Here is a 19,175-nt window from a genome sequence, read left to right on the forward strand (position 1 = left end):
AACCCGTTGATCGCTACTCTAATCACTGCGTCTTATCCTTTATTCAATTAATAACCAATTTCAAGCCAGTAGTGACCCTCAATCATCATATCGTACAAGACAACCCTAGTCTCGAAAGACTTCCTGCCTTGAAAATAGAGGGTAGAACGCCGATTGTGTGATGGGTCGAGTTCAGGAAAAAAGAGTCGCTAGACCTCTTGAGAACAATCACTCCAAAGGGATGTGGTTTGGCGAAGACTGGTAAAGTCACCATTTCCGAGGATGAGATGATCCAGGAGGGGTAACCCTAAAATTTGTGCCCCTGCTAAGAGCTGTTGGGTTAGTTCAAGGTCTTCAGGGCTCGGATCCGTCTGGCCTGACGGATGGTTATGGGCCACAATCGCTCGGGTTGCGCCGTTGCGAATAATTTCCCGGAAAATATCGCGAGGATGCGCTAGGGTTTCTGTGGCCGTGCCAATGCTCACCACTTGGGTCCCCAGTAAGCGATGTTTGACATCCAAAAGAAGCACCGCAAATCGTTCTTGAGACTGCCACATTAGTTCACTTGCTAGTGCTGCAGCAGCCAGAGCCGGATCATCAATCACGGTTAATTCAGGCGGACGAGCTTGACAGATCCTTTTCCCCAGCTCAATCGCTGCCAGGATGGTGGTTGCTTTTGCTGGACCAATACCTGAAATTTGGGTCAGTTCAGAGGCATTAACATCCCGTAAGACCGTCAGGGGATCCTGTTGGTGTTCACTGAAATGTTGAAGAATATGTTGCCCCAAACCGACTGCTGACAACTTACCGGGGCCTTGGCCAGTTCCTAAGAGGATGGCAAGGAGTTCGGCATGGGTGAGATATTTAGCCCCTTGGGCCATCAGACGTTCACGAGGGCGATCACTTTCGGGTAAGTCTAAAATCCTTAAGCTGTAGGTCATCGTCGCGAAATTACAGGCTCCCTAAAGGTGAGGACATGGGTATCAGCGCACTCATATCTAGTACACCCATTTTTGCCCTGACCTCAGACAGTCCACCTGAACCGTATCTCAGTTGTGATGAGGGAGGAGGAATAGCCAGCTAGACCCTTAGGGACGGAGGCCAAGTGACCCGTCACCGCTATCAAGCACTAGCGAATTCAGCACAAATCGATTGAAACGCCTGCTGTGGATTAGCCGCAGTGGTGATCGGGCGGCCAATTACTAAATAGTTGGCCCCTGCTTGAATTGCAGCCGTTGGCGTCATGGCCCGTTTTTGATCACCTGTCGCAGACCCTTGGGGACGCACGCCTGGACAAACAATCAGGAACTCATCTCCACATACCTGTCGGACTTGTTCTGCTTCCTGGGGAGAACAGACAATCCCATCCAGTCCTGATTCTTGCGCCAACAGTCCCATTTGCAAGGCATACTCTGGAAGTTCCAAGGGGATTTTGAGGTCTAACGCCAGCTCTCGGAGAGAGAGACTGGTTAAAACTGTAATGGCAATCAGTTTTGGGGGAGGCATTTGGGCGACTTGAGCGCCCTCTTGGAGAGCTTTCTGGGCTGCGGAGAGAGCAGGACGACCCGCTGTGGCATGAATGGTGAGTAGATCTACGCCGTAGGTTGCAGCAGCCCGACAAGCCCCAGCAACGGTATTGGGAATATCGTGAAACTTCAGATCGAGAAAAATCTTTTTTTGGCGTTGTTTAAGCTGCTCTAGAATGCTAGGTCCGCAACTGACAAATAGCTCTAACCCGACTTTCCAAAAGTGCACTTGGGGAATCTGATCGATCAGTGCGATCGCATCCGCCTCTGATGGCACATCCAAGGGCACAATAATTCGTTGAGCAATATCAGCAGTCACGACAGCAGCCTGTAATAGCGGTCGTTTAATACTTTACTGCCTAGGAATTATCTTTGGACGACTCTCGGCCAGTAAGGGGTGAAGATTGACTACATTTCCGATCACAGCTACGGCTGGCGCTTCAAAGTTCGCCGCTTCCATCTGGCTTAAAATAGTCGCCAAAGTCCCCACTAATTCTTCTTGATCTGGACGAGTCCCCCATCGAACTAAGGCGATGGGTGTGTCTGGATCTTGCCCCCCGGCTTGCAGCTCGGCCAAAATATGGGGCAAGTTATGCACGCCCATATAGATCACCAGGGTTTCGGAGGCTTCCGCCATGGCGCGCCAATTGACCCGTGGCCGATACTTATCGATTGGTTCATGTCCCGTCACAAAAGTGACGGAAGAGCTGTAGTTACGGTGGGTGACGGGAATACCGGCATAAGCAGGAGCCGCAATGCCAGCCGTAATCCCCGGAATAATTTCGACGGGTACCCCTGCTTGGATTAAATCTTCCATTTCTTCTCCCCCTCGTCCAAACACAAAGGGGTCTCCGCCCTTGAGTCGCACCACCACAGCATGGGTCTGGGCCTTGTCAATTAATAGCTGAGTGGTTTCTGCTTGCAGCAAGGAATGTTGTCCACGCCGTTTTCCGGCATGGATCTTCTCGGCTTGTTCACCAATCATGGCCAAGATCTCTGGGCTAACGAGGGCGTCATAAATCACCACATCTGCGCATTCTAGAAGCGTCTTGCCTTTGAGGGTCAATAAACCTGGGTCTCCTGGACCTGCCCCCACCAGGTACACTTTCCCGAGACAATCGGCGGGCGACTGGGAACCATCCATGGTCATAGATAACCTGAAGAAGATAAACGAACAATCAGGCAGTTATTAAATCTTGAATTAAATCAACGAGGGGAGCACTCGGCTCTAAAGGTGAAGAAAAAATTAAATTTATGTACTTAAAATCACATTTTAGCTGATCGATTTCCTGGGAAATGGTGTCTATGATACTGCCCGTAAACAGAAAATAAGGTTGGATACCCACCTTCAACCCTGGCTGAGTGGCAATCTGGGCGACCGTTTGTTGCAAACTAGGCGGCACAGACCAATAGGCGGGCACGGCATCCAGTTGTTTAGCTAAGGTTTCAATCGGTTGATTACCCCCCGGATAGCGACTGCCGTGGGACAGCAAAATCCAGCGATCAATGTCGACAGTGGCCATACTTGCCCGCAAGAGCTGACAGAGGTTGGGGTGGCTACCGAGATGTGATCGCACTTCAATACCGATCGAGTCTGGCAATAGCTGACGCACCGTGGACACAACATCCGGGATATCCACTCGGACATGGGTGCCGGGCAGCAGAAATAGGGGCACAATCACAATCTTGTCAATTTGGTGTAGCTGCCGACTCCAATCACAAATCTGCTGTTTGAGGGGAACCGAACCAAACTCCAAGGTGGCTGTTTTGACCCAGGACTGATCCGACTGTGCTGGTAATGCTTGCTGCACCGCTGCACCCAAATGCTGTAGCGATGCTTGCGATCTCGGATCACGACTGCCATGGGCCACCAGCACATAGCCAGAGCGAAAACTCATCCCTGGTCAGTCTCCCTCCACATCAACGGATCCACCCCTAAGACAGCAGGGGCAGAGAGGGTAATGGCTCAGGTAAAATCGGTTTCTTCTCCACCGACTGGCCGTAATCCACCACAATTTGCCTGAATTCATCTCCTTCAACCGTTTCTCGCTCTAGGAGAACCTCCACGAGCTTATCGACTAAGCTACGGTTTTCACGCAGCATGCGGCGGGCTTTTTCATAGCAATGCATGACGATATCCCGCACTTGCCGATCAATTTGGACCGCCATTTCTTGGGAATACTCCGCCCGATTGCCCCAGTCGCCCCCTAAGAAGACATCTTGACCGTTGCCACTTTCTAAGGCGACATACCCCAAATCAGACATTCCGAGCTGAGTCACCATCTCCCGAGCTAGATTTGCCACTTGTTTAATATCGCTACTGGCTCCGATCGTGACTTCGGACTCACCAAACACTTCGACTTCCGCAGCGCGACCACCCAGCAGAATCGTAATTTGATCAATAATGAAGGCCCGGGTGTATAAACCACTATCCACGCGCTCTTCGTTATAGATGGGCTGAGAGAAACCACCCACACCCCCAGAACGCGGCAAAATCGTTACTTTATTCAGCGGATCGGCATCTTTTAACAGGGTTTCTAACAAGGCATGTCCCACTTCATGATAGGCAATCAGCCATTTCTTTTTGCTGTCTAAATGGGGGGCCATGGACAAACCAATGGTGATCCGATCGATGGCATCATCTACTTCCAACTCAGTGATTGCATCTTTCCGACGCCGAGCGGTCAGAATAGCCGCTTCGTTCAGCAGGTTCGCCAAGGCAGCACCTGAAAACCCAGGGGTTCGACGAGCAATGGTTTCCAGAGAGACCTGAGGTGAAATTTTCTTTTCACGGCTATGCACTTCTAAAATGCCAAGTCGGCCCTTGAACGCAGGTAAATCCACCGTGACTTGGCGATCAAAGCGACCGGGTCGCAACAGTGCAGTATCCAGAATATCGGGACGGTTGGTGGCGGCAATAATAATAATGCCGGTATTGCCTTCAAACCCATCCATTTCCGTCAGTAGTTGGTTGAGCGTTTGCTCGCGCTCATCGTTCCCACCACCAATGCCAGCACCCCGCTGACGGCCGACTGCATCAATCTCGTCGATAAAGACTAGGCAAGGGGCATTCTCTTTAGCTTTTTTGAATAGATCACGCACCCGTGAGGCCCCTACCCCCACGAACATTTCTACAAATTCTGACCCTGAAATACTAAAGAAGGGAACCCCAGCCTCTCCAGAGACCGCTTTGGCGAGTAATGTTTTCCCCGTACCAGGAGGGCCAATTAACAAAACACCCCTGGGAATTCGAGCGCCCACCGCGGTAAACCGTTCGGGCTGTTTCAGGAAGGTGACCACTTCCTGTAGATCTTCCTTAGCCTCTTCGATACCTGCCACATCTGAAAAGGTAATGCCCGTCTCCGATTCCATCTGAAAGCGGGCTTTTGACTTACCAAAGTTAAGGATTTGACCGGGACCACTATTAGAGCCAGCCGTCCGTCTTAAGAACACTAGAAACAGAAAGATGATCAGGATAACGAAGAAAAACTGCAGCAGAATACTGAATAAAGGGTTTTCACCCGGATCTGGAATCTGCTCAAAGTCGACTTTCTTGTCCCGGAGCAGGCCATAGAGTTCTGGATTCTTATTAAACAAAAGGACTTCTAAGGATTTTTCATTATCCTTTTGGTCTTTGAGCTTAAATTCAGCTCGTTTACCCTTTTCATAGATTTTGACGGTTTCAATTTGATCTGCTTCGATATACTCAATAAATTTGCTGTAGGGCGTTTTTTCCTCTTGGGCCTGTACTAACACAGGTGCTGTTTGAGAGAGTAAAACTCCAACAGCAAGAGCAGTGAGTTGCCTAACCCATCTGCGTTGACCTAAATGATGGTTCATACTCGCATATCTTTTAGCAATTCTAAGAGGGACTGGTATGTCCCCAACTTCGGGTAAGTGAAATCACTTCCTTTCAGCGTAGTTTACAAGTCTTTTACTCAGCAACTCTTCATCTTGCCAAGACAGATAGGGTTAGGGTGCCCTGGTGACGCTCGAACTAGTCCTAAAGACTGCTAATACTGGCTTTCAATGCTTCAAAACTCAGACATCGGTTAAAAATTGAGCTGAGGGTGTTCTCTTGCGCTGAGAATCGGGAATTCTGGATATACAATGCAATGCTTGCTTCTGAATTTGGGCCACTGCTGTTTTAGTGTTGTCATCCTTTTTGTAACGCAACCCCAGCAAACCTGAGCTAGGCGTTCAATGGATGAGCGATCAAGTGTTCCAACCCATCGCCCTATTGGATGAAATTTATGCCAACCGCCTACGCCGGATTGAGTTTTCGATATCTATATCCATCGAGAAGAAGTTGAGCAAAAAATCATGATGTCTGTTGGTTAGCTATCACTGAGGTTATTCAGGCTCAGCTTAGCTGCTCCTTGCCTGCTGAAACTATTTTTTGCCTTAATATTGCCATATCATCCTAATTTTAATGGTTTTATTGTTTTATTTCTTATATTTAACGTGAATATTCGAAAAATTCTGCAAATCCTGACTCATCAATGGCGTGTTGGATCCATTGCAGGTGTGCCTATTTATGCAGATATGACCTGTGTGCTCTCTGTGGTGCTGTGGTCCTCCTATTTGGTGGGAATCAGCCAATCCTTTCATCCTGACGGCGGTCGTTCGATTGGCATCATTGTTGGGGTGGCACTGCCGCTCTCGATTTTGATCCATGAACTGAGTCGAGCCTTAACGGCCAAGCATTATCAGATTGCGGTAGAGGGTGTGTATTGCCGAGGCATGGGTACGGTGGCCAAGGTGGAGCAAACCTTTCGCCATCCGCTACAAATGCTGGAAGTTTATTTTGCGGGCTCGCTCGTCACCTTTATCTTTTATGCCATCCTGAATCTGCTGAGCTCGCTCCCCCTGAATGGCGGCAGAGTTTTTGTTATTTCGCTGCATCACATCAAAGAATTCAACTTTGTCTTAGCCCTTTTCTCGCTGATACCGTTGATTCCCCTGAATGGTGGCTATATTTTCAAAGGACTCCGTTGGGAATGGAACCGCAAGCAAGATGCCCTTGCCCTGCACGATGTGTATGGGGCCTATATTGCTGGGGGTATCGCCATTGCCTTGGGGCTTCTCTGGTATGGGAAACAGCCGTTTTTAGGGATTTGGATGGTGTACTTAGGTCTGATGACCTGCCTCCGACATTTGCTGTTTGAGGGGGTATGGCTACCGCTAGCCGCTGAGGTGAATGCCAACTCTCAGCGGTCTCTGGCGACGGCAACCGCCACGGGAGGGGCAAAAACCGCTCGTGCTTCCACGAGAGCGACATCAGCCACTGCAACGAAACCCGCGATTCGGCCCTTGGATTTTAGCTATTTAGACGCTGAGTTTTTATCTGTGACGCATCCAGATGATCAGTTTCAGCAAGGTATGGAGGCGACCCAAGAGATGCGGTTGCAACGTGCGATCGCAACCTTCAACGATATTCTGGCCGACGATCCTAAAAATGTAGTTGCCCTGCATAACCGCGGCAATGCTTATCTGCAATTGGACCAAAAACAGGCGGCCCTCACGGACTTTCAGGCGGCCCTCCATCTCAAAACCCATTCCCTTGAAGTTTATCTGGGTAAAGGCAATGCGCACTTTGCCCTCGGTGATTTTCAAGGGGCAATCATGGAGTACTCCGAAATTTTGAGCCAGGACCCCAACCATGCGCGCGCTTACTTTAACCGTGCCAGTGCCCATGTTCTGAATGGCAATCGCAAAGCTGCGATCGCAGATTATCAACGTGCCCATAAGCTTTTTACGGAACAGGCCGATCAAACTCAACTGTGCAAAATTGATCGACGACTGCAAATTTTGACCGCTTAACGGGGGGCCGACGCGCGGCTTGCTTAAAGACCCGGCTCCAGTCAACAATAGAAAGGGATAGACCAGTGCTGCATTATCTGGCCTATTGCCCCTAACTAGAATTTGACTCGGAGAGCGACGTGACCCAAACATTTGACTATGACCTGATCATTATTGGTGCTGGCGTTGGCGGTCATGGCGCGGCGTTGCATGCAGTGGACTGCGGACTAAAGACCGCCATTATTGAAGCGGCGGATATGGGCGGCACCTGTGTGAACCGAGGGTGTATTCCCTCCAAAGCCTTGTTAGCTGCCTCAGGTCGCGTGCGGGAACTGCGCGATCAGCATCATTTGCAATCGCTCGGCATTCAACTGGGGCAGGTCAACTTTGACCGCGGCCAAATTGCCGCCCATGCCGATAAGCTGGTGGATACGATTCGCAACAACTTAACCAATAGCCTGACCCGGCTCAAAGTTGAGATTATTCAGGGCTGGGGCAAAGTGGTGGGCAACCAAAAAGTTGTCGTCAAGTCTGATGCTGGCGAACAGACGGTTACAGCGCGCGACATTATTATTGCCAGTGGTTCTGTGCCTTGGGTTCCCCCTGGTATTGAAATTGATGGCAAAACGGTGTTCACCAGTGATGACGCCATTCACCTGTCCTGGCTCCCGGATTGGGTCGCCATTATTGGTAGTGGGTATATTGGCTTAGAATTTTCGGATGTCTATACCGCCTTGGGCAGTGAAGTCACGATTATCGAAGCCCTCGACACCTTAATGCCCACCTTTGACCCTGATATTGCCAAGATTGCCAAACGCGTCTTAATTGATCCGCGCGATATCGAAACGCACTCCGGTCGCTTAGCCAAGAAAGTAACGCCGGGTTCCCCAGTGGTGATTGAGCTGGCGGATGTCAAAACCAAAGAAGTGGTAGAGACCTTGGAAGTGGATGCCTGTTTAGTGGCAACTGGACGGATTCCAGCTACCGATAATCTGGGCTTAGAGGCCATCAGTGTCGAAACCGATCGGCGTGGATTTATCCCGGTCAACGATCGCATGCAGGTCTTAAGCCAAGGAGAAGTCGTTCCCCACGTCTATGCCATTGGGGATGCGACGGGCAAGATGATGTTGGCGCATGCGGCCTCGGCTCAGGGAATTGTAGTGGTCGAAAATATTTGCGATCGCCCCCGAGACGTCAACTATCGCAGTATTCCAGCGGCGGCCTTTACTCATCCTGAAATTAGTTTTGTTGGTCTCACTGAACCCCAAGCTAAGGAACTGGCCAAGTCTGAGGGATTTAAGATCAAAACCGTACGGTCCTACTTTAAGGCCAATTCCAAAGCGCTAGCCGAAAGCGAAGCTGATGGTCTGGCCAAATTGATCTACCGAGAAGATACGGGCGAGATTCTGGGCGGACATATTATCGGGCTCCATGCCGCCGATCTGATTCACGAAGTTTCTAATGCCGTTGCCCAAGGTCAGCCGGTCCAAAGCCTGACGCATTTAGTCCACACGCATCCCACGATTTCTGAGGTCTTGGATGAAGCCTTTAAACGCGCAGCAGCCAGTTTCTCTCCTTAAGATCTCTCATTAAGACGAGGGCAGTAAGAGGCGGGCTTCACTAGCTATAATTATTGGACTGTAGCTGTTGTTTGGTTTGCATGCACATTCGCCGTCGTCCTCCCAGTGTGGCCGTTAACGTTCAGGAACTGCAATATCAGGTCAAAACCCCTGACAATGAACCTCGCAATATTCTAGAGAAGATTGTGTGGTTCAAAGAAACTGAAGTGGAGCAGATGCGGGAGAATCTCTCTCTCTTGGACTTGCGCAAGCAAGTCGCGAACTGCGAGCCGCCGCTAAAGTTTGTCGATGCCCTCAGACAGGGGAAAACGCAGCCTGCCTTAATTGCCGAAGTCAAAAAAGCCTCACCCAGTAAAGGCGTGTTGCGGGAAGATTTCGATCCGGTCGCCATTGCCCAAGCCTATGAGGCCGCGGGTGCATCTTGTCTATCCGTACTGACAGACGCTGAATTTTTCCAAGGGAGCTTTGAGTATTTGCAGCAGATTCGGGCGGCTGTCAATCTGCCCATCTTGTGCAAAGAGTTTATTATCTATCCCTATCAGATTTACCTCGCTCGAGCCCGAGGCGCAGATGCTGTTCTCTTGATTGCCGCAATTCTGAGTGATCAGGATCTCACCTACTTCCTGAAAATTGCGAAATCCTTGGGGATGGCAGCGTTAGTGGAAGTGCATACAGCCGCAGAATTAGAGCGCGTCATGCCTCTCTCTGGGATTGAGCTGATTGGAATTAATAATCGTGATCTAGAAACCTTTACCGTCAACTTACAAGTGACCTGTGATTTGTTAGCTCAGCAAGGCACGCTATTGCAGGCAAACAATATTTTAGTGGTTAGCGAGTCGGGATTACATACCGATCAAGATGTAGCTCAGGTTAAACAAGCCGGTGCTGCCGCTGTGTTGGTGGGGGAATCCTTGGTGAAGGATACAGGCACTTTATCCAGGAGCGAGGCCGAACGAATGCAGGCCAAAATCTCCGCGCTGTTTCCTCAGCAGTTATGATCCTTAGTGCCGCTATACTCTTGAGTTGCGGGTGGCCACTATTGATATCCAGATGATGATCCTTTGTACCCTATAAAGTTTGCAGGTCGGTTATGGGGATAGTCCCTCTTCCTTCACATATCCATTACGAGCTCTTGCTCCAAATTCTAGAACGACAAACGCTGCCGTCCTTAAATCCGATGTCCAGTGAATATAGCCAGGCCAAACAAGTAGTGGTGTCGCTGCGCAAAGCCTTGGCCCATCAAAAAACCTTAGAAGATCGATGTAGTCGCTCGGATCGCCAGGTGGAGCATCGTTGGTCTCTGAACGAACATCAGCCTTATCGCTGATGCTGCGGGAATAGATGGATTTGGCATTTTTAAAAAAAGGCTGAGCTTATCGAACGCTTTACAAGTCGCCTGTTAAACTGGTCCACATCAGATAGAACCAAGTATTGGTGAACGTGTGGGAGCCTGAAGTTGGCAGAGCAACTGGAGATCGATTGGGTAAATCAAGGGCTGGCAGAGGCTCACCAACCCCGCTTATCTGAGTTAGGTCCGGAGGAGTCTATTGTGGCAACACCAGAGTTATCGGACATCGCGACTGAGCATTTACCTGCTCCCTTGGAAGACGCTGCTGACCTATCGAATGCATCGGAGACCGCTGCGGCAGAAGAGCAAGACGGTCTCCAACAGCGGATTCGGCTACTTGAACAAGCGCTGGAGCAATGTCAGCGCTATATTGATGACTTGAAGTCTCAACTGATTGATCAGGCGTTTCTAGAAGAGCAGCTAGCCACCACAGAAGAGTTTTCCCATATTCAAAAACAAGCGGTCGTCGCGCTCCAAAATCAGCTGGTTAATCGAAATCAGTTGCAAGAAGAATTGGCGACCCTGAAGCAATCTAAGACGGATTTGAACCACCGTTTGGCGGACAAAGAGACCGACTTACGGTTTAGAGATGTCGAAATCTCCAAACTGCGTGACCAAGTGGCAGAAGAACGGGTTGGTTTGGAACGGTTACAAGATCAGGCCGAACGCTTAACCCTTCAGATCCAATCCTCCCAAAAGACAGCAGTCCATGAAACCCAGCAGCGAATTATTGCGCAAACCACCGCCGAGCGACTTCGCACCCAATTGCGGGAGAGTGAAGCCAATATCCAAACCTTAGAAGTGCAGCTCCAGCAGGCACAGGAAAGCCATAGCAATCAGCAAGATATTATTACATCTTTACAGAATTCCAATAAGTCTGACTCTCATAAGAACCAAGCAATTCAAAGCCTCAGTGCCAGCCTCTTGAAAGCCCAGAATAAAATTGCTGAATTGGAGACTCAACTGTCGAACCAATCCATCGTTCAGGCTCAATTTCAACATTCCAGTCAAGAACTGGCTGAACAAGCTCAGTCTTTGCAAAGCCGCTCGGAGGAATTGGAACAGCAAGTGGCTGAGATGCAAGAACAAATTTTGCATCAGGCGCAACAGGCCAGTGAATACGAGACAGCGGTCCAACATTGGAAAGATCGCTCCTTCTCTGCGGAACAAACCGTGGCCCAAATGAAACAAGTGTTAGAACATTTGTTAGCGGATCGCAAGGGGCCTGAACTGCCGCTGCCTCCTAAATTGGATGATGCGATCGCAGAACTTTCCAAAACCTGTTTGGCCGAAGATTCGGATCATGCGTCCTCTCGCAAAAATCTGAAGCTGGACTTGCCCGCCCTATTACATCGATGGCGCAGCAACACCAAGGTATAGCGCTTTCCCCTTGAGTTGGTATCAACATCAACGCCCCTTTAAAAACAGCATCCAGCTCTGGCCGGATGCTGTTTAAATCTTTGGGAAAAGTCGAGAATCGGGACTATTCTCTAGAACCACCTAGCTGATTGCTAATCAGCGCATCTAGGGAATACTGGCCGCCGCCATTCACGAGAAAAAAGAGAAATGCGCAGGCGTACAGAGTGGCCGTTTCAAAAGAACCAATTTGCAGGCCATCCACTTTGATATGAAAGTAAATCGCCATCACCATGGTGAAGACCAAAGACAAGGCTGCGGGCCGACTGAGCAGACCTAAGATAAGCAAGATAGAACCAATAATCTCGGCATAAGCAGAGCAATAGGTGAGAAATACGGGAAAGGGTAGGCCCATGCCATTCGCCACAACATTGGTGGCAAACCCGTCTACATCGGTGAGCTTATCCAAGCCATTGTGAATCATGAAAAAGCTGACGACGACGCGCAAGATCGTCAAGGCTACTTGGAACCAAACAGTCGTGTCCGAGGTGGACTGAAATAAAAGTGTAAGCCAACGATTGGAGCTTGCTGTAGGGGTCATATCTACTGTAAATAGGTGAACTTATGTTAACAATATTACGTTGAGGCAAGGGTTTCTAGCCCTGTTCGATAATCCGTTGGACAATTTGCATGCCGGTAATCGCTTCCCAGCCAAAGAGGCTCAAAATCAAAACACTGATCCATAAATGGACGTCACGAGCCGTTTGACTGCCCCGCTGCATCAGGGGAGTGAGGCTCGCCAGAATGGCGACGAGTCCTGTCATGCCCAGCCCTGCCAACAGGTGTGCCCCGACAAAAAGTTTGCCGTTATTGATATAGGTGACGCCCATACCGCCAATGGAGCCCAGGACCATCACGGATAGCAGTAATGCCCCAATTTGGTGATGCTTGATATTGAATTTCTGTTGGATTAGGGACTTGCGCAGATCTTTATCAGGGGTGGTGCGGGTGGTGCGAATCTTTAGACCTAGGGTCATGGCATAGATACAAATCCCAAATAGCGCCCACATCAAGACTGGATGGATAAAGGTATAGATCCAGTACAAGAGTTTCGACAAGGTCATAGGGCAAAGGGCAGGCAGAATGCTTAAATAAACTTTATAAAAGTTAGCATGTTTTCAACGGTGTCTTCAGTTTTGGATCGTCTGCCCTATGAATAACCAAGCCTCTGTGTCTTCCCAAAATCAAACCGTTGCCCATTCTGCATTGCCTTTACAAGCCCTTATCTTTGATATGGATGGGGTCCTGTGCGATACGATGCCCTATCACTTGGAGGCTTGGCTGCAGTATAGTGCGACGATTCCCGAACTCGCTGCGGCGAGCCGAGAGCGTCTAGAGCAAATGGGGGGCAAGCGGAATGAAGAACTGTTGCCTGAACTCTTGGGACGGCCTGTGGCGACTGCTGATATTCAGCGCTGGGGGTCTGAAAAGGAAGCGGTCTATCGCTTTTTGATCAAGAATGAAATTCAGTGGATGCCGGGGTTGATTCCATTTTTGCAGCAGGCCCAGACTTCAGGGTTCAAGCTAGGCTTGGGCACCTCGGCCTGCCGAGAAAATGTGGATTTGTTGATGGAACAAGACCAGCTTGGAGACTTCTTTGCGACCCAGGTGATTGAAACAGACGTGGAACGAGGAAAACCGGATCCACAGTGTTATCTGTTAGTGGCCGAGCGGTTGGGGATTGCACCAGAGCAATGCTTGGTCTTTGAAGATGCGATCGCAGGTACGCAAGCGGCGCGAAATGCGGGAATGCGATGCTGGGGCGTTCTCACCACCCACTCTGAAGACGAACTAAAACAGGCAGGTGCTGAGTACTGTATTCAAGACTTTACTGATCCAGCTCTCCAGCAGCTCATCAGTCAATAGAACTGGATGGCTGATGAGACTCTCCCCAACCTGCCGTTTTAGAACAGGGCTGCAATTGATTTCATCGGCAAGTAGAGTTTCATCGGATGGTGTCTGAAGGGGTGGAAGCCATACTTGGTATAGAAATTCACAGCTCTTTCGTTGAGTGCTTCTGCCACCACAGCTAGAGAAGCCACCTGTTGGGAGGTGATCAGTGCCCGCTTGAGCGCGTCTACTAGCATTAGCTCACCGAATCGCTGACCCTGTTGTTGCTGGTCAACAGCCAGACGACCTAGCAACGTCGTGGGAAGCTGAGGATAACGAGGCAGCCGTTTTGCCAATGCTGTATCGAGTGAGGAAATATCGATGGTGTAGGCAGACAGGGTGTAGTAGGCCAGCACGCTTGTTTGCGAATCGTCCATTAGGACAAATACGCTTGAAATGTGTTTTTTCAGATCTTGGGACGCTTGCTTGCGAAAGTAATGGTCTAAACTATCCTGGCCACAGCAAAAGCGTGAGCGATCATGCTTTTGTTTGTTGAAAGGTTCGATTGTGAGAACCATTAAGCCGATATGACTTGCCGATGTTGCCGTGCCGCAGCCTTGAGTGCATGATTAGGCTCGGGAGGGTTAAGCAGTGCCTCAGCAAAGGCTTCGCTATCTTCAATGCTCAACTTCAATCTTTGGTGTTGTTCAATCACTTTGTAAGCTTCCCTTTGAACACTCGCAACCACGAAATCAGTTAAGGTGCGACCTTCTAGATCGGCTGCTTTTTGCAATAGAGCTTTAGTTTCTGGGCTAATACGTGCTTCGAGCCGTGCTATTGATTTTTGGCGGGATGCAGCAGCCATATTCTTTGGGTCATTGGATAAGTAGGCCAGATATTCTTATTCTATACGGCAATTTGCCGTATGACTACCCAACCCGTTCTCTATCGACTGAGTCCATAGGCCCAATGCATAAAGTAAGCTGACACTGACAGTAGCAAACTGATTATTCCCCATCTCCATACGGAGAGTCTCTTGTATTGACTGATGAGTAAACCGCAACTTAAGGGAACTAGAGCGCCCATTTCAATACCCAAGTTGTAGTAGAAATAGTAGTTGGACAGACTGGGTTTACCCGCACTCGGAAGTAGACCGAAGGGGAGCTTGAATACATGGTTGCTGATAGGCCACAGTATAGGCAAAGCTGTGACGCCAACCACAAGGTCTAAGCCCATATGGGATAAGCTTGCCACGGCCAATTGTGCAGTTGCATGGAAGAGAGATTTGCGATCGCATCCCCATCCCCTCAAACCAATAACGGTGAGAGTAGGCAAAAGCAGAGCACAAGAAAGGGAATGAGTAATCCGCAAGCCTGCATTCGCACTGGGATGCAGAAAAGGGACGACATAATCCAAGTCAGGTGCGATCTCAATCACAACTAACCAGAATATCCACAGCAGCCTTGCCCAAGATGTTGCTAGAAAGCGAGATTGCTGATTTGTAATCCCCACCGTTAACCCAGCTAAACTATGCCCAATCAACGAAGACATTGCCTTAAGCCATCATTGTCTATACAGGTAGGTTTCAACCGACGCAAAGAATCTAGAAATGTGGCCGTATTGATCAACGACTCTTTCCAGCAACTGGGTTTGAACATACTCAATATCTATTGGAAGGTTGAAGATAATCAATGATTTGGCGATAGCCATTATTGACTGCACGTACAGGAAGGCTGAGGTTCGGGCTATCAATGCCAAGCGGCTTGCAAATGGCAGTTTATAACAGGGGCTGGATTACCAATTCCCATAACGGCTCCTTGATACTCTCCACCGCCAAGATTCATCGCTACGACCTGCCCCTTCTTATCCACAATGGGGGCACCACTGGTTGCCCGGAGTTCAATCTTGTTATCAAAACGGTAGTATATGCCTTCCTTAGAAACTTGATCCACGACGGCTTTGTGCTTATATTCAGAGCTGCCGATGACTTCACCGATTAGCCATACTTCATCACTTACTTGAGGAAGTGCTGTTGCAAGGGACATGGCGTGTACTTGGCTGTTCGATTGAACGGGAAAGATAGCAAGGTCTGCATTTACCTGAGTGCCTTGCATACCGCGAGCCCCCTTTACGGGAAGCGCTTGCCCTGCAACGACTGAGACTTTGCTCAGAGGATTTTCTCCTGAAGCGCTGAACGTTGGCATTTCTGACCACGTATATTCGCGGTCTAACCCTCCTGCGGGGCCAAACAGATGGTGTGCTGTGAGTAAGAAAACGGCATTATCTTGACTGACAACAAAAGCAGTTCCCGCACCAAATTGCCCATCAGGACCCTTGAAGCTTGGACGGACCCAGGCTTGTTCTGGACTTGTACCCAAGATAGTCGGTTCTTCTGGCTGTGGACGGTTGGTTTCCTCGCCTTTGTCAATCGTCTCCTCACAAAAAGTTTCCAGGTTCGCACTATTACTATCCCTTGTTGAAGCTTGTTTCAAAAAAGAACAGCTTCCTAAGAAGGCACTGAGGATGATGAGTATGAAAGCAGAAAAACGGAACCTTATCATTTGTTTTATTTAAAAAAATAAAAATAGCGCTAGCCGGCTAACAGGCAATACAGCAAACCGGTTTGCTTATGTTAGTGTGCTGGGTCATAACATGTTTCTCTGGTGACCTTGAGATTTGTCCTCTAGGAACTATAAATCTTGTGTCTATTCCTCTCTTAATGTTTAGCAATACGTTACTTTGATGGAGAACCACCCAGCAGGATATAACAGCGATGGCATCGCTCCCGGACTTTCGTCCCAAGCAGCTTTCCCTCGGTCCCTTAGAATTTGAAATTCTCAATCTGATTTGGGATTTAGGGACTGCCACCGTCAAACAGGTACATGAACAGATTCTGACCAATCCCGATCGCGAGTTGGCATACACTTCCGTCACCACCGTGCTCAATCGCCTGACGAAAAAAGGTTGGTTAGCTTGCGACAAGCAGAACCGCAGCTTTGTTTGGCGTCCTCTGGTATCGCGAGAACAGGCCAACTCGCTCTGGGCCTACGATCAGCTTCAGCAGTTTTTAGCCGTCGGGAACCCTGATACCGTCGCCGCTTTTGCCGATCATCTCGATCAGGCCAGTGTAGAGCAACTGGAAGCGATCGCAAACAAAATACGAGCCGCTCGCCAAGCCAGGGAGGAGCAGTAATGCACCTACTGATGATACTCAGCGCCTTGGCTCTAGCTGGACTATGTCGAACCTGTGGCTATCCTTGGCTAGAGTCTAAAAGAACGCAATGGACGTGGGCACAGCGATGGCAGGTGACCCTGCTGGTGTTTTTATGGTCGCCCTTGCTGATGTTGATGACTGCGATCGCAATTCTATGGATGGGACCACAGGGCCAAATGGTTTGGAAGTGGGAAGGCTGGTGGAGCTATGCTCTCGCGGGTGGTGCGATCGGTATCGCGGCTCTTCTGAACTTAAAGCTCATTTATGAAGGTTGGGTCAGTGTACAGACCATCCACACCTATCCTCAACGTTTGGTTCAAAACACGTGGGCCTACTCTCTAGATCATGTCTTGCCCTATGCGGCCCAAGTTGGATTTTGGCATTCGGAGCTTGTAATTACCCATGGCCTGATCCATACCCTAACGTTGGAACAGCTCAACGCTGTGCTCGTTCATGAACAGGCTCACCAACATTATCGCGATACATTCTGGTTTTTCTGGTGGGGATGGGTGCGTCGAGTCACCTTCTGGTTGCCCCATTCAACTGAACTTTGGCAAGAACTCTTACTGTTAAGAGAGCTGCGAGCTGATCAATGGGCCGCCCAGCAGGTTGACCCCCTGGTACTTGCAGAATCATTACTGCTAATGGTTAATCCTAACCCCACTGACTTTTCTGAGACGATTTGTGCCGCGATGCACACCTCCACACGCCATCGCCTCACAGAACGCATTGACGCTCTTCTATCCCCGAGTGCCAGCGTTGTCCCTTCCCCACGATGGACCTGGAGTGGCTTATTACTGACCACTTTACCTTTAGCTGCTATTCCCTTTCACTACTAAAGCTGTTCAGGTGAGGGACTTCAACGGCCTGGTCCTTCAGGCTAATAATCCGCAATAAAACGCTGAGAGCACGATGATGCAGGACTTGTAAGTGCTGTATATCGAGCTTGCGTTTGTCATACATCACACTGAAAGATGGCTTCGATCACTGAGTGGCGCTTAGCCAGATGTTCTAATACAAACAGTTCAAACAACGCAATGACAAGCAATACAGTTGCCTCTGAACGAAGTCCATAATCGATACCTTAAGTACAAGTTGAAGGAATGCACGATGTCTGAATTATTTACTGAATTGTCTGATCAACAGCAAGAGCTAGTAGCAGGTGGTGCCGTTACGCTACTGAATATCAACGCTACATCCTTCGAGTCGAATACAGAGCTGTTGGGTGCGACTGGCTTTGCTGCGTCTGGTCCGGGTGGATCAACGGCTGCGGGTAACATTACTGGGGCTAATCAGGAAATTGAAACTAGCGCCCTGAATTTCCAGTTTGGTGCAGTTGACTAGTCTGAAGACTGAGTTGACGGAGAACGCCAAATATTCTCCAGACTACTGAAAATTAGGGCTATCTCTAAATGCTTAAAGTGACGTCAATAAAAGTGATTTCAATCACCTTTGCGTGTGTCACGGATCACTGATGCCCTCAAATCCAAATGGTCTAATTCTTTTAGTTCAAGGTTTTCAGTAGTCTCTAACTGAAGTTCATCGTTCACACCTTAAGTGCAAGTTGAGGTAACGCATCATGTCCGAGTTATTTACTGAAATGTCTGATCAACAGCAAGAGCTAATTGCAGGGGGTGCAGTTGCTTTGCTGAATATTAACGCTACATCTTTCTATTCCAATACAGAATTATTGGGTGCTACTGGCATGGCTGCTTCTGGCCCTGGTGGCTCAGTCGCGGCTGGTGAAATTGCTGGTGCGAATCAAGAAATTTTCACCAATGCTTTCAATCTTCAAGCGGGTGCTGTTGACTAGTGCTTCATCGGCGCTAGTTCATTTATTCCAAGACCAATCCAAGGGGGGCTTTGAACAGGTTTTGAATTCCTGTTGTGGCAGTCTCATATCCTTGAGTGACCCATAACCCACCTCTTTTTCTTCAAACCGCTTCCAATCGTTCAATAGCCCTGGATTCAATTCACATCAATTACTTAATGCGGGGTAAAACCATGTCTGAATTATTTACTGAATTATCTGATCAACAGCAAGAGCTAGTCGCGGGTGGTGCTATCACCACTCTGAATATCAACGCTACATCTTTCTATTCTGATACTGAGCTACTGGGTTCTACTGGTATCGCTGCTTCTGGTCCTGGAGGATCCGCTGCTGCTGGCCATATTGCTGGTGCGAATCAGGAAGTTTATACTGATGCGCTTAGCGTTCAGTTTGGTGCCGTTGACTAGTTGTAACGCTAAGTCGGCTGATCAGGCCACATCCTGTTGAGGCGACTGAGATTTACAGCTGAATCTAGACATTTGGAGCGACTCAAACCAGTGCTCTACATCACCTGTGTATATGCCAAGTGTCACTGAGATACGCAAGTTTGAATGTTCTAATTCATATAGTTCAAGGTTTTCAGTCGTCTCTCACTGAAGTCCGTAATCAAATCCTTTGAGGTAGAATCATGTCTGAATTATTTACTGAA

At 49.0% G+C, this 19,175-nt stretch carries 22 protein-coding genes; 11 read left to right on the plus strand and 11 right to left on the minus strand.

Annotation, left to right across the window (positions count from 1 at the left end; all coding sequences use genetic code 11):
- Positions 1–188: 188 nt before the first annotated feature.
- The 5 genes from radC to ftsH all read right to left on the minus strand — a co-directional run bounded on the left by radC (position 189) and on the right by ftsH (position 5,345).
- On the minus strand, positions 189–920 hold the full coding sequence (radC, locus tag Q0986_RS08085; RefSeq protein WP_299407607.1) for a DNA repair protein RadC: 732 nt from the start codon (positions 918–920) through the stop codon (positions 189–191).
- 181 nt (positions 921–1,101) lie between these two features.
- The gene (gene pyrF, locus Q0986_RS08090; protein ID WP_299407612.1) at positions 1,102–1,824 is read right to left on the minus strand and encodes an orotidine-5'-phosphate decarboxylase; all 723 of its coding nucleotides are present in this window, start codon (positions 1,822–1,824) and stop codon (positions 1,102–1,104) included.
- 33 nt (positions 1,825–1,857) lie between these two features.
- On the minus strand, positions 1,858–2,655 hold the full coding sequence (cobA, locus tag Q0986_RS08095) for a uroporphyrinogen-III C-methyltransferase (protein ID WP_299407615.1): 798 nt from the start codon (positions 2,653–2,655) through the stop codon (positions 1,858–1,860).
- A gap of 28 nt (positions 2,656–2,683) precedes the next feature.
- Positions 2,684–3,403, minus strand: coding sequence for a sirohydrochlorin chelatase (locus Q0986_RS08100; RefSeq protein ID WP_299407618.1), 720 nt, complete (start codon positions 3,401–3,403; stop codon positions 2,684–2,686).
- 37 nt (positions 3,404–3,440) lie between these two features.
- The gene (gene ftsH, locus Q0986_RS08105) at positions 3,441–5,345 is read right to left on the minus strand and encodes an ATP-dependent zinc metalloprotease FtsH (protein WP_299407622.1); all 1,905 of its coding nucleotides are present in this window, start codon (positions 5,343–5,345) and stop codon (positions 3,441–3,443) included.
- Positions 5,346–5,969: 624 nt separating this feature from the next.
- Between ftsH and Q0986_RS08110 the strand changes: the two genes are divergently transcribed.
- The 5 genes from Q0986_RS08110 (at position 5,970) to Q0986_RS08130 (ending at position 11,615) form a co-directional block, all read left to right on the plus strand.
- Complete coding sequence (locus Q0986_RS08110) at positions 5,970–7,328, plus strand: tetratricopeptide repeat protein (RefSeq protein WP_299407625.1); 1,359 nt, start codon at positions 5,970–5,972, stop codon at positions 7,326–7,328.
- A 119-nt stretch (positions 7,329–7,447) separates the two neighbouring features.
- Positions 7,448–8,887, plus strand: a complete 1,440-nt coding sequence (gene lpdA, locus Q0986_RS08115; RefSeq protein WP_299407629.1) for a dihydrolipoyl dehydrogenase — start codon at positions 7,448–7,450, stop codon at positions 8,885–8,887.
- Positions 8,888–8,967: 80 nt separating this feature from the next.
- Positions 8,968–9,885, plus strand: a complete 918-nt coding sequence (gene trpC, locus Q0986_RS08120) for an indole-3-glycerol phosphate synthase TrpC (RefSeq protein WP_299407633.1) — start codon at positions 8,968–8,970, stop codon at positions 9,883–9,885.
- Positions 9,886–9,977: 92 nt separating this feature from the next.
- On the plus strand, positions 9,978–10,214 hold the full coding sequence (locus Q0986_RS08125; RefSeq protein ID WP_299407638.1) for a DUF5340 domain-containing protein: 237 nt from the start codon (positions 9,978–9,980) through the stop codon (positions 10,212–10,214).
- A 129-nt stretch (positions 10,215–10,343) separates the two neighbouring features.
- On the plus strand, positions 10,344–11,615 hold the full coding sequence (locus Q0986_RS08130) for a hypothetical protein (RefSeq protein WP_299407641.1): 1,272 nt from the start codon (positions 10,344–10,346) through the stop codon (positions 11,613–11,615).
- A gap of 103 nt (positions 11,616–11,718) precedes the next feature.
- Here the strand turns inward: Q0986_RS08130 and Q0986_RS08135 are convergent, their stop codons facing one another.
- Together Q0986_RS08135 and Q0986_RS08140 are read right to left on the minus strand one after the other, a co-directional pair.
- A complete protein-coding gene (locus Q0986_RS08135) occupies positions 11,719–12,192 on the minus strand; it encodes a DoxX family protein (RefSeq protein ID WP_299407644.1) in 474 nt (157 codons plus the stop codon).
- Positions 12,193–12,247: 55 nt separating this feature from the next.
- A complete protein-coding gene (locus Q0986_RS08140) occupies positions 12,248–12,715 on the minus strand; it encodes a DUF4079 domain-containing protein (protein WP_299407647.1) in 468 nt (155 codons plus the stop codon).
- Positions 12,716–12,803: 88 nt separating this feature from the next.
- Here Q0986_RS08140 and Q0986_RS08145 point away from each other — a divergent pair, with 88 nt between their 5' ends.
- On the plus strand, positions 12,804–13,517 hold the full coding sequence (locus Q0986_RS08145) for an HAD family phosphatase (RefSeq protein WP_299407652.1): 714 nt from the start codon (positions 12,804–12,806) through the stop codon (positions 13,515–13,517).
- Between the two features lie 38 nt (positions 13,518–13,555).
- Here Q0986_RS08145 and Q0986_RS08150 read toward each other — a convergent pair whose 3' ends face one another.
- The 4 genes from Q0986_RS08150 to Q0986_RS08165 form a co-directional block, all read right to left on the minus strand.
- Positions 13,556–14,059 (minus strand): GNAT family N-acetyltransferase, encoded by a 504-nt coding sequence (locus Q0986_RS08150; RefSeq protein ID WP_366918544.1) that lies wholly within the window; start codon positions 14,057–14,059, stop codon positions 13,556–13,558.
- Positions 14,059–14,346 (minus strand): DUF1778 domain-containing protein, encoded by a 288-nt coding sequence (locus Q0986_RS08155; RefSeq protein ID WP_299407659.1) that lies wholly within the window; start codon positions 14,344–14,346, stop codon positions 14,059–14,061. Before Q0986_RS08155 ends, Q0986_RS08150 begins: the two co-directional genes overlap by 1 nt.
- A gap of 80 nt (positions 14,347–14,426) precedes the next feature.
- Positions 14,427–15,032, minus strand: a complete 606-nt coding sequence (locus tag Q0986_RS08160; protein ID WP_299407662.1) for a hypothetical protein — start codon at positions 15,030–15,032, stop codon at positions 14,427–14,429.
- Between the two features lie 197 nt (positions 15,033–15,229).
- On the minus strand, positions 15,230–15,973 hold the full coding sequence (locus Q0986_RS08165) for a serine protease (RefSeq protein ID WP_299407665.1): 744 nt from the start codon (positions 15,971–15,973) through the stop codon (positions 15,230–15,232).
- 281 nt (positions 15,974–16,254) lie between these two features.
- Here Q0986_RS08165 and Q0986_RS08170 point away from each other — a divergent pair, with 281 nt between their 5' ends.
- From Q0986_RS08170 to Q0986_RS08190, 5 genes are all read left to right on the plus strand, one after another.
- Positions 16,255–16,674 carry a BlaI/MecI/CopY family transcriptional regulator gene (locus Q0986_RS08170; protein ID WP_299407671.1) on the plus strand — a complete coding sequence of 140 codons (420 nt, stop codon included), beginning with the start codon at positions 16,255–16,257 and terminating at the stop codon, positions 16,672–16,674.
- Positions 16,674–17,534 (plus strand): M56 family metallopeptidase, encoded by an 861-nt coding sequence (locus Q0986_RS08175; protein WP_299407676.1) that lies wholly within the window; start codon positions 16,674–16,676, stop codon positions 17,532–17,534. The genes Q0986_RS08170 and Q0986_RS08175 overlap by 1 nt, the downstream gene beginning before the upstream one ends.
- Positions 17,535–17,805: 271 nt before the next feature.
- Positions 17,806–18,039 (plus strand): CTB family bacteriocin, encoded by a 234-nt coding sequence (locus tag Q0986_RS08180; RefSeq protein ID WP_299407683.1) that lies wholly within the window; start codon positions 17,806–17,808, stop codon positions 18,037–18,039.
- Positions 18,040–18,274: 235 nt separating this feature from the next.
- The gene (locus Q0986_RS08185; protein ID WP_299407688.1) at positions 18,275–18,508 is read left to right on the plus strand and encodes a CTB family bacteriocin; all 234 of its coding nucleotides are present in this window, start codon (positions 18,275–18,277) and stop codon (positions 18,506–18,508) included.
- Positions 18,509–18,699: 191 nt separating this feature from the next.
- Positions 18,700–18,933 (plus strand): CTB family bacteriocin, encoded by a 234-nt coding sequence (locus Q0986_RS08190; protein ID WP_299407697.1) that lies wholly within the window; start codon positions 18,700–18,702, stop codon positions 18,931–18,933.
- The last annotated feature ends 242 nt before the right edge of the window (positions 18,934–19,175 follow it).

Source organism: Acaryochloris sp. IP29b_bin.148 (assembly GCF_028285565.1).
In the GTDB taxonomy this organism is placed as follows: domain Bacteria; phylum Cyanobacteriota; class Cyanobacteriia; order Thermosynechococcales; family Thermosynechococcaceae; genus Acaryochloris.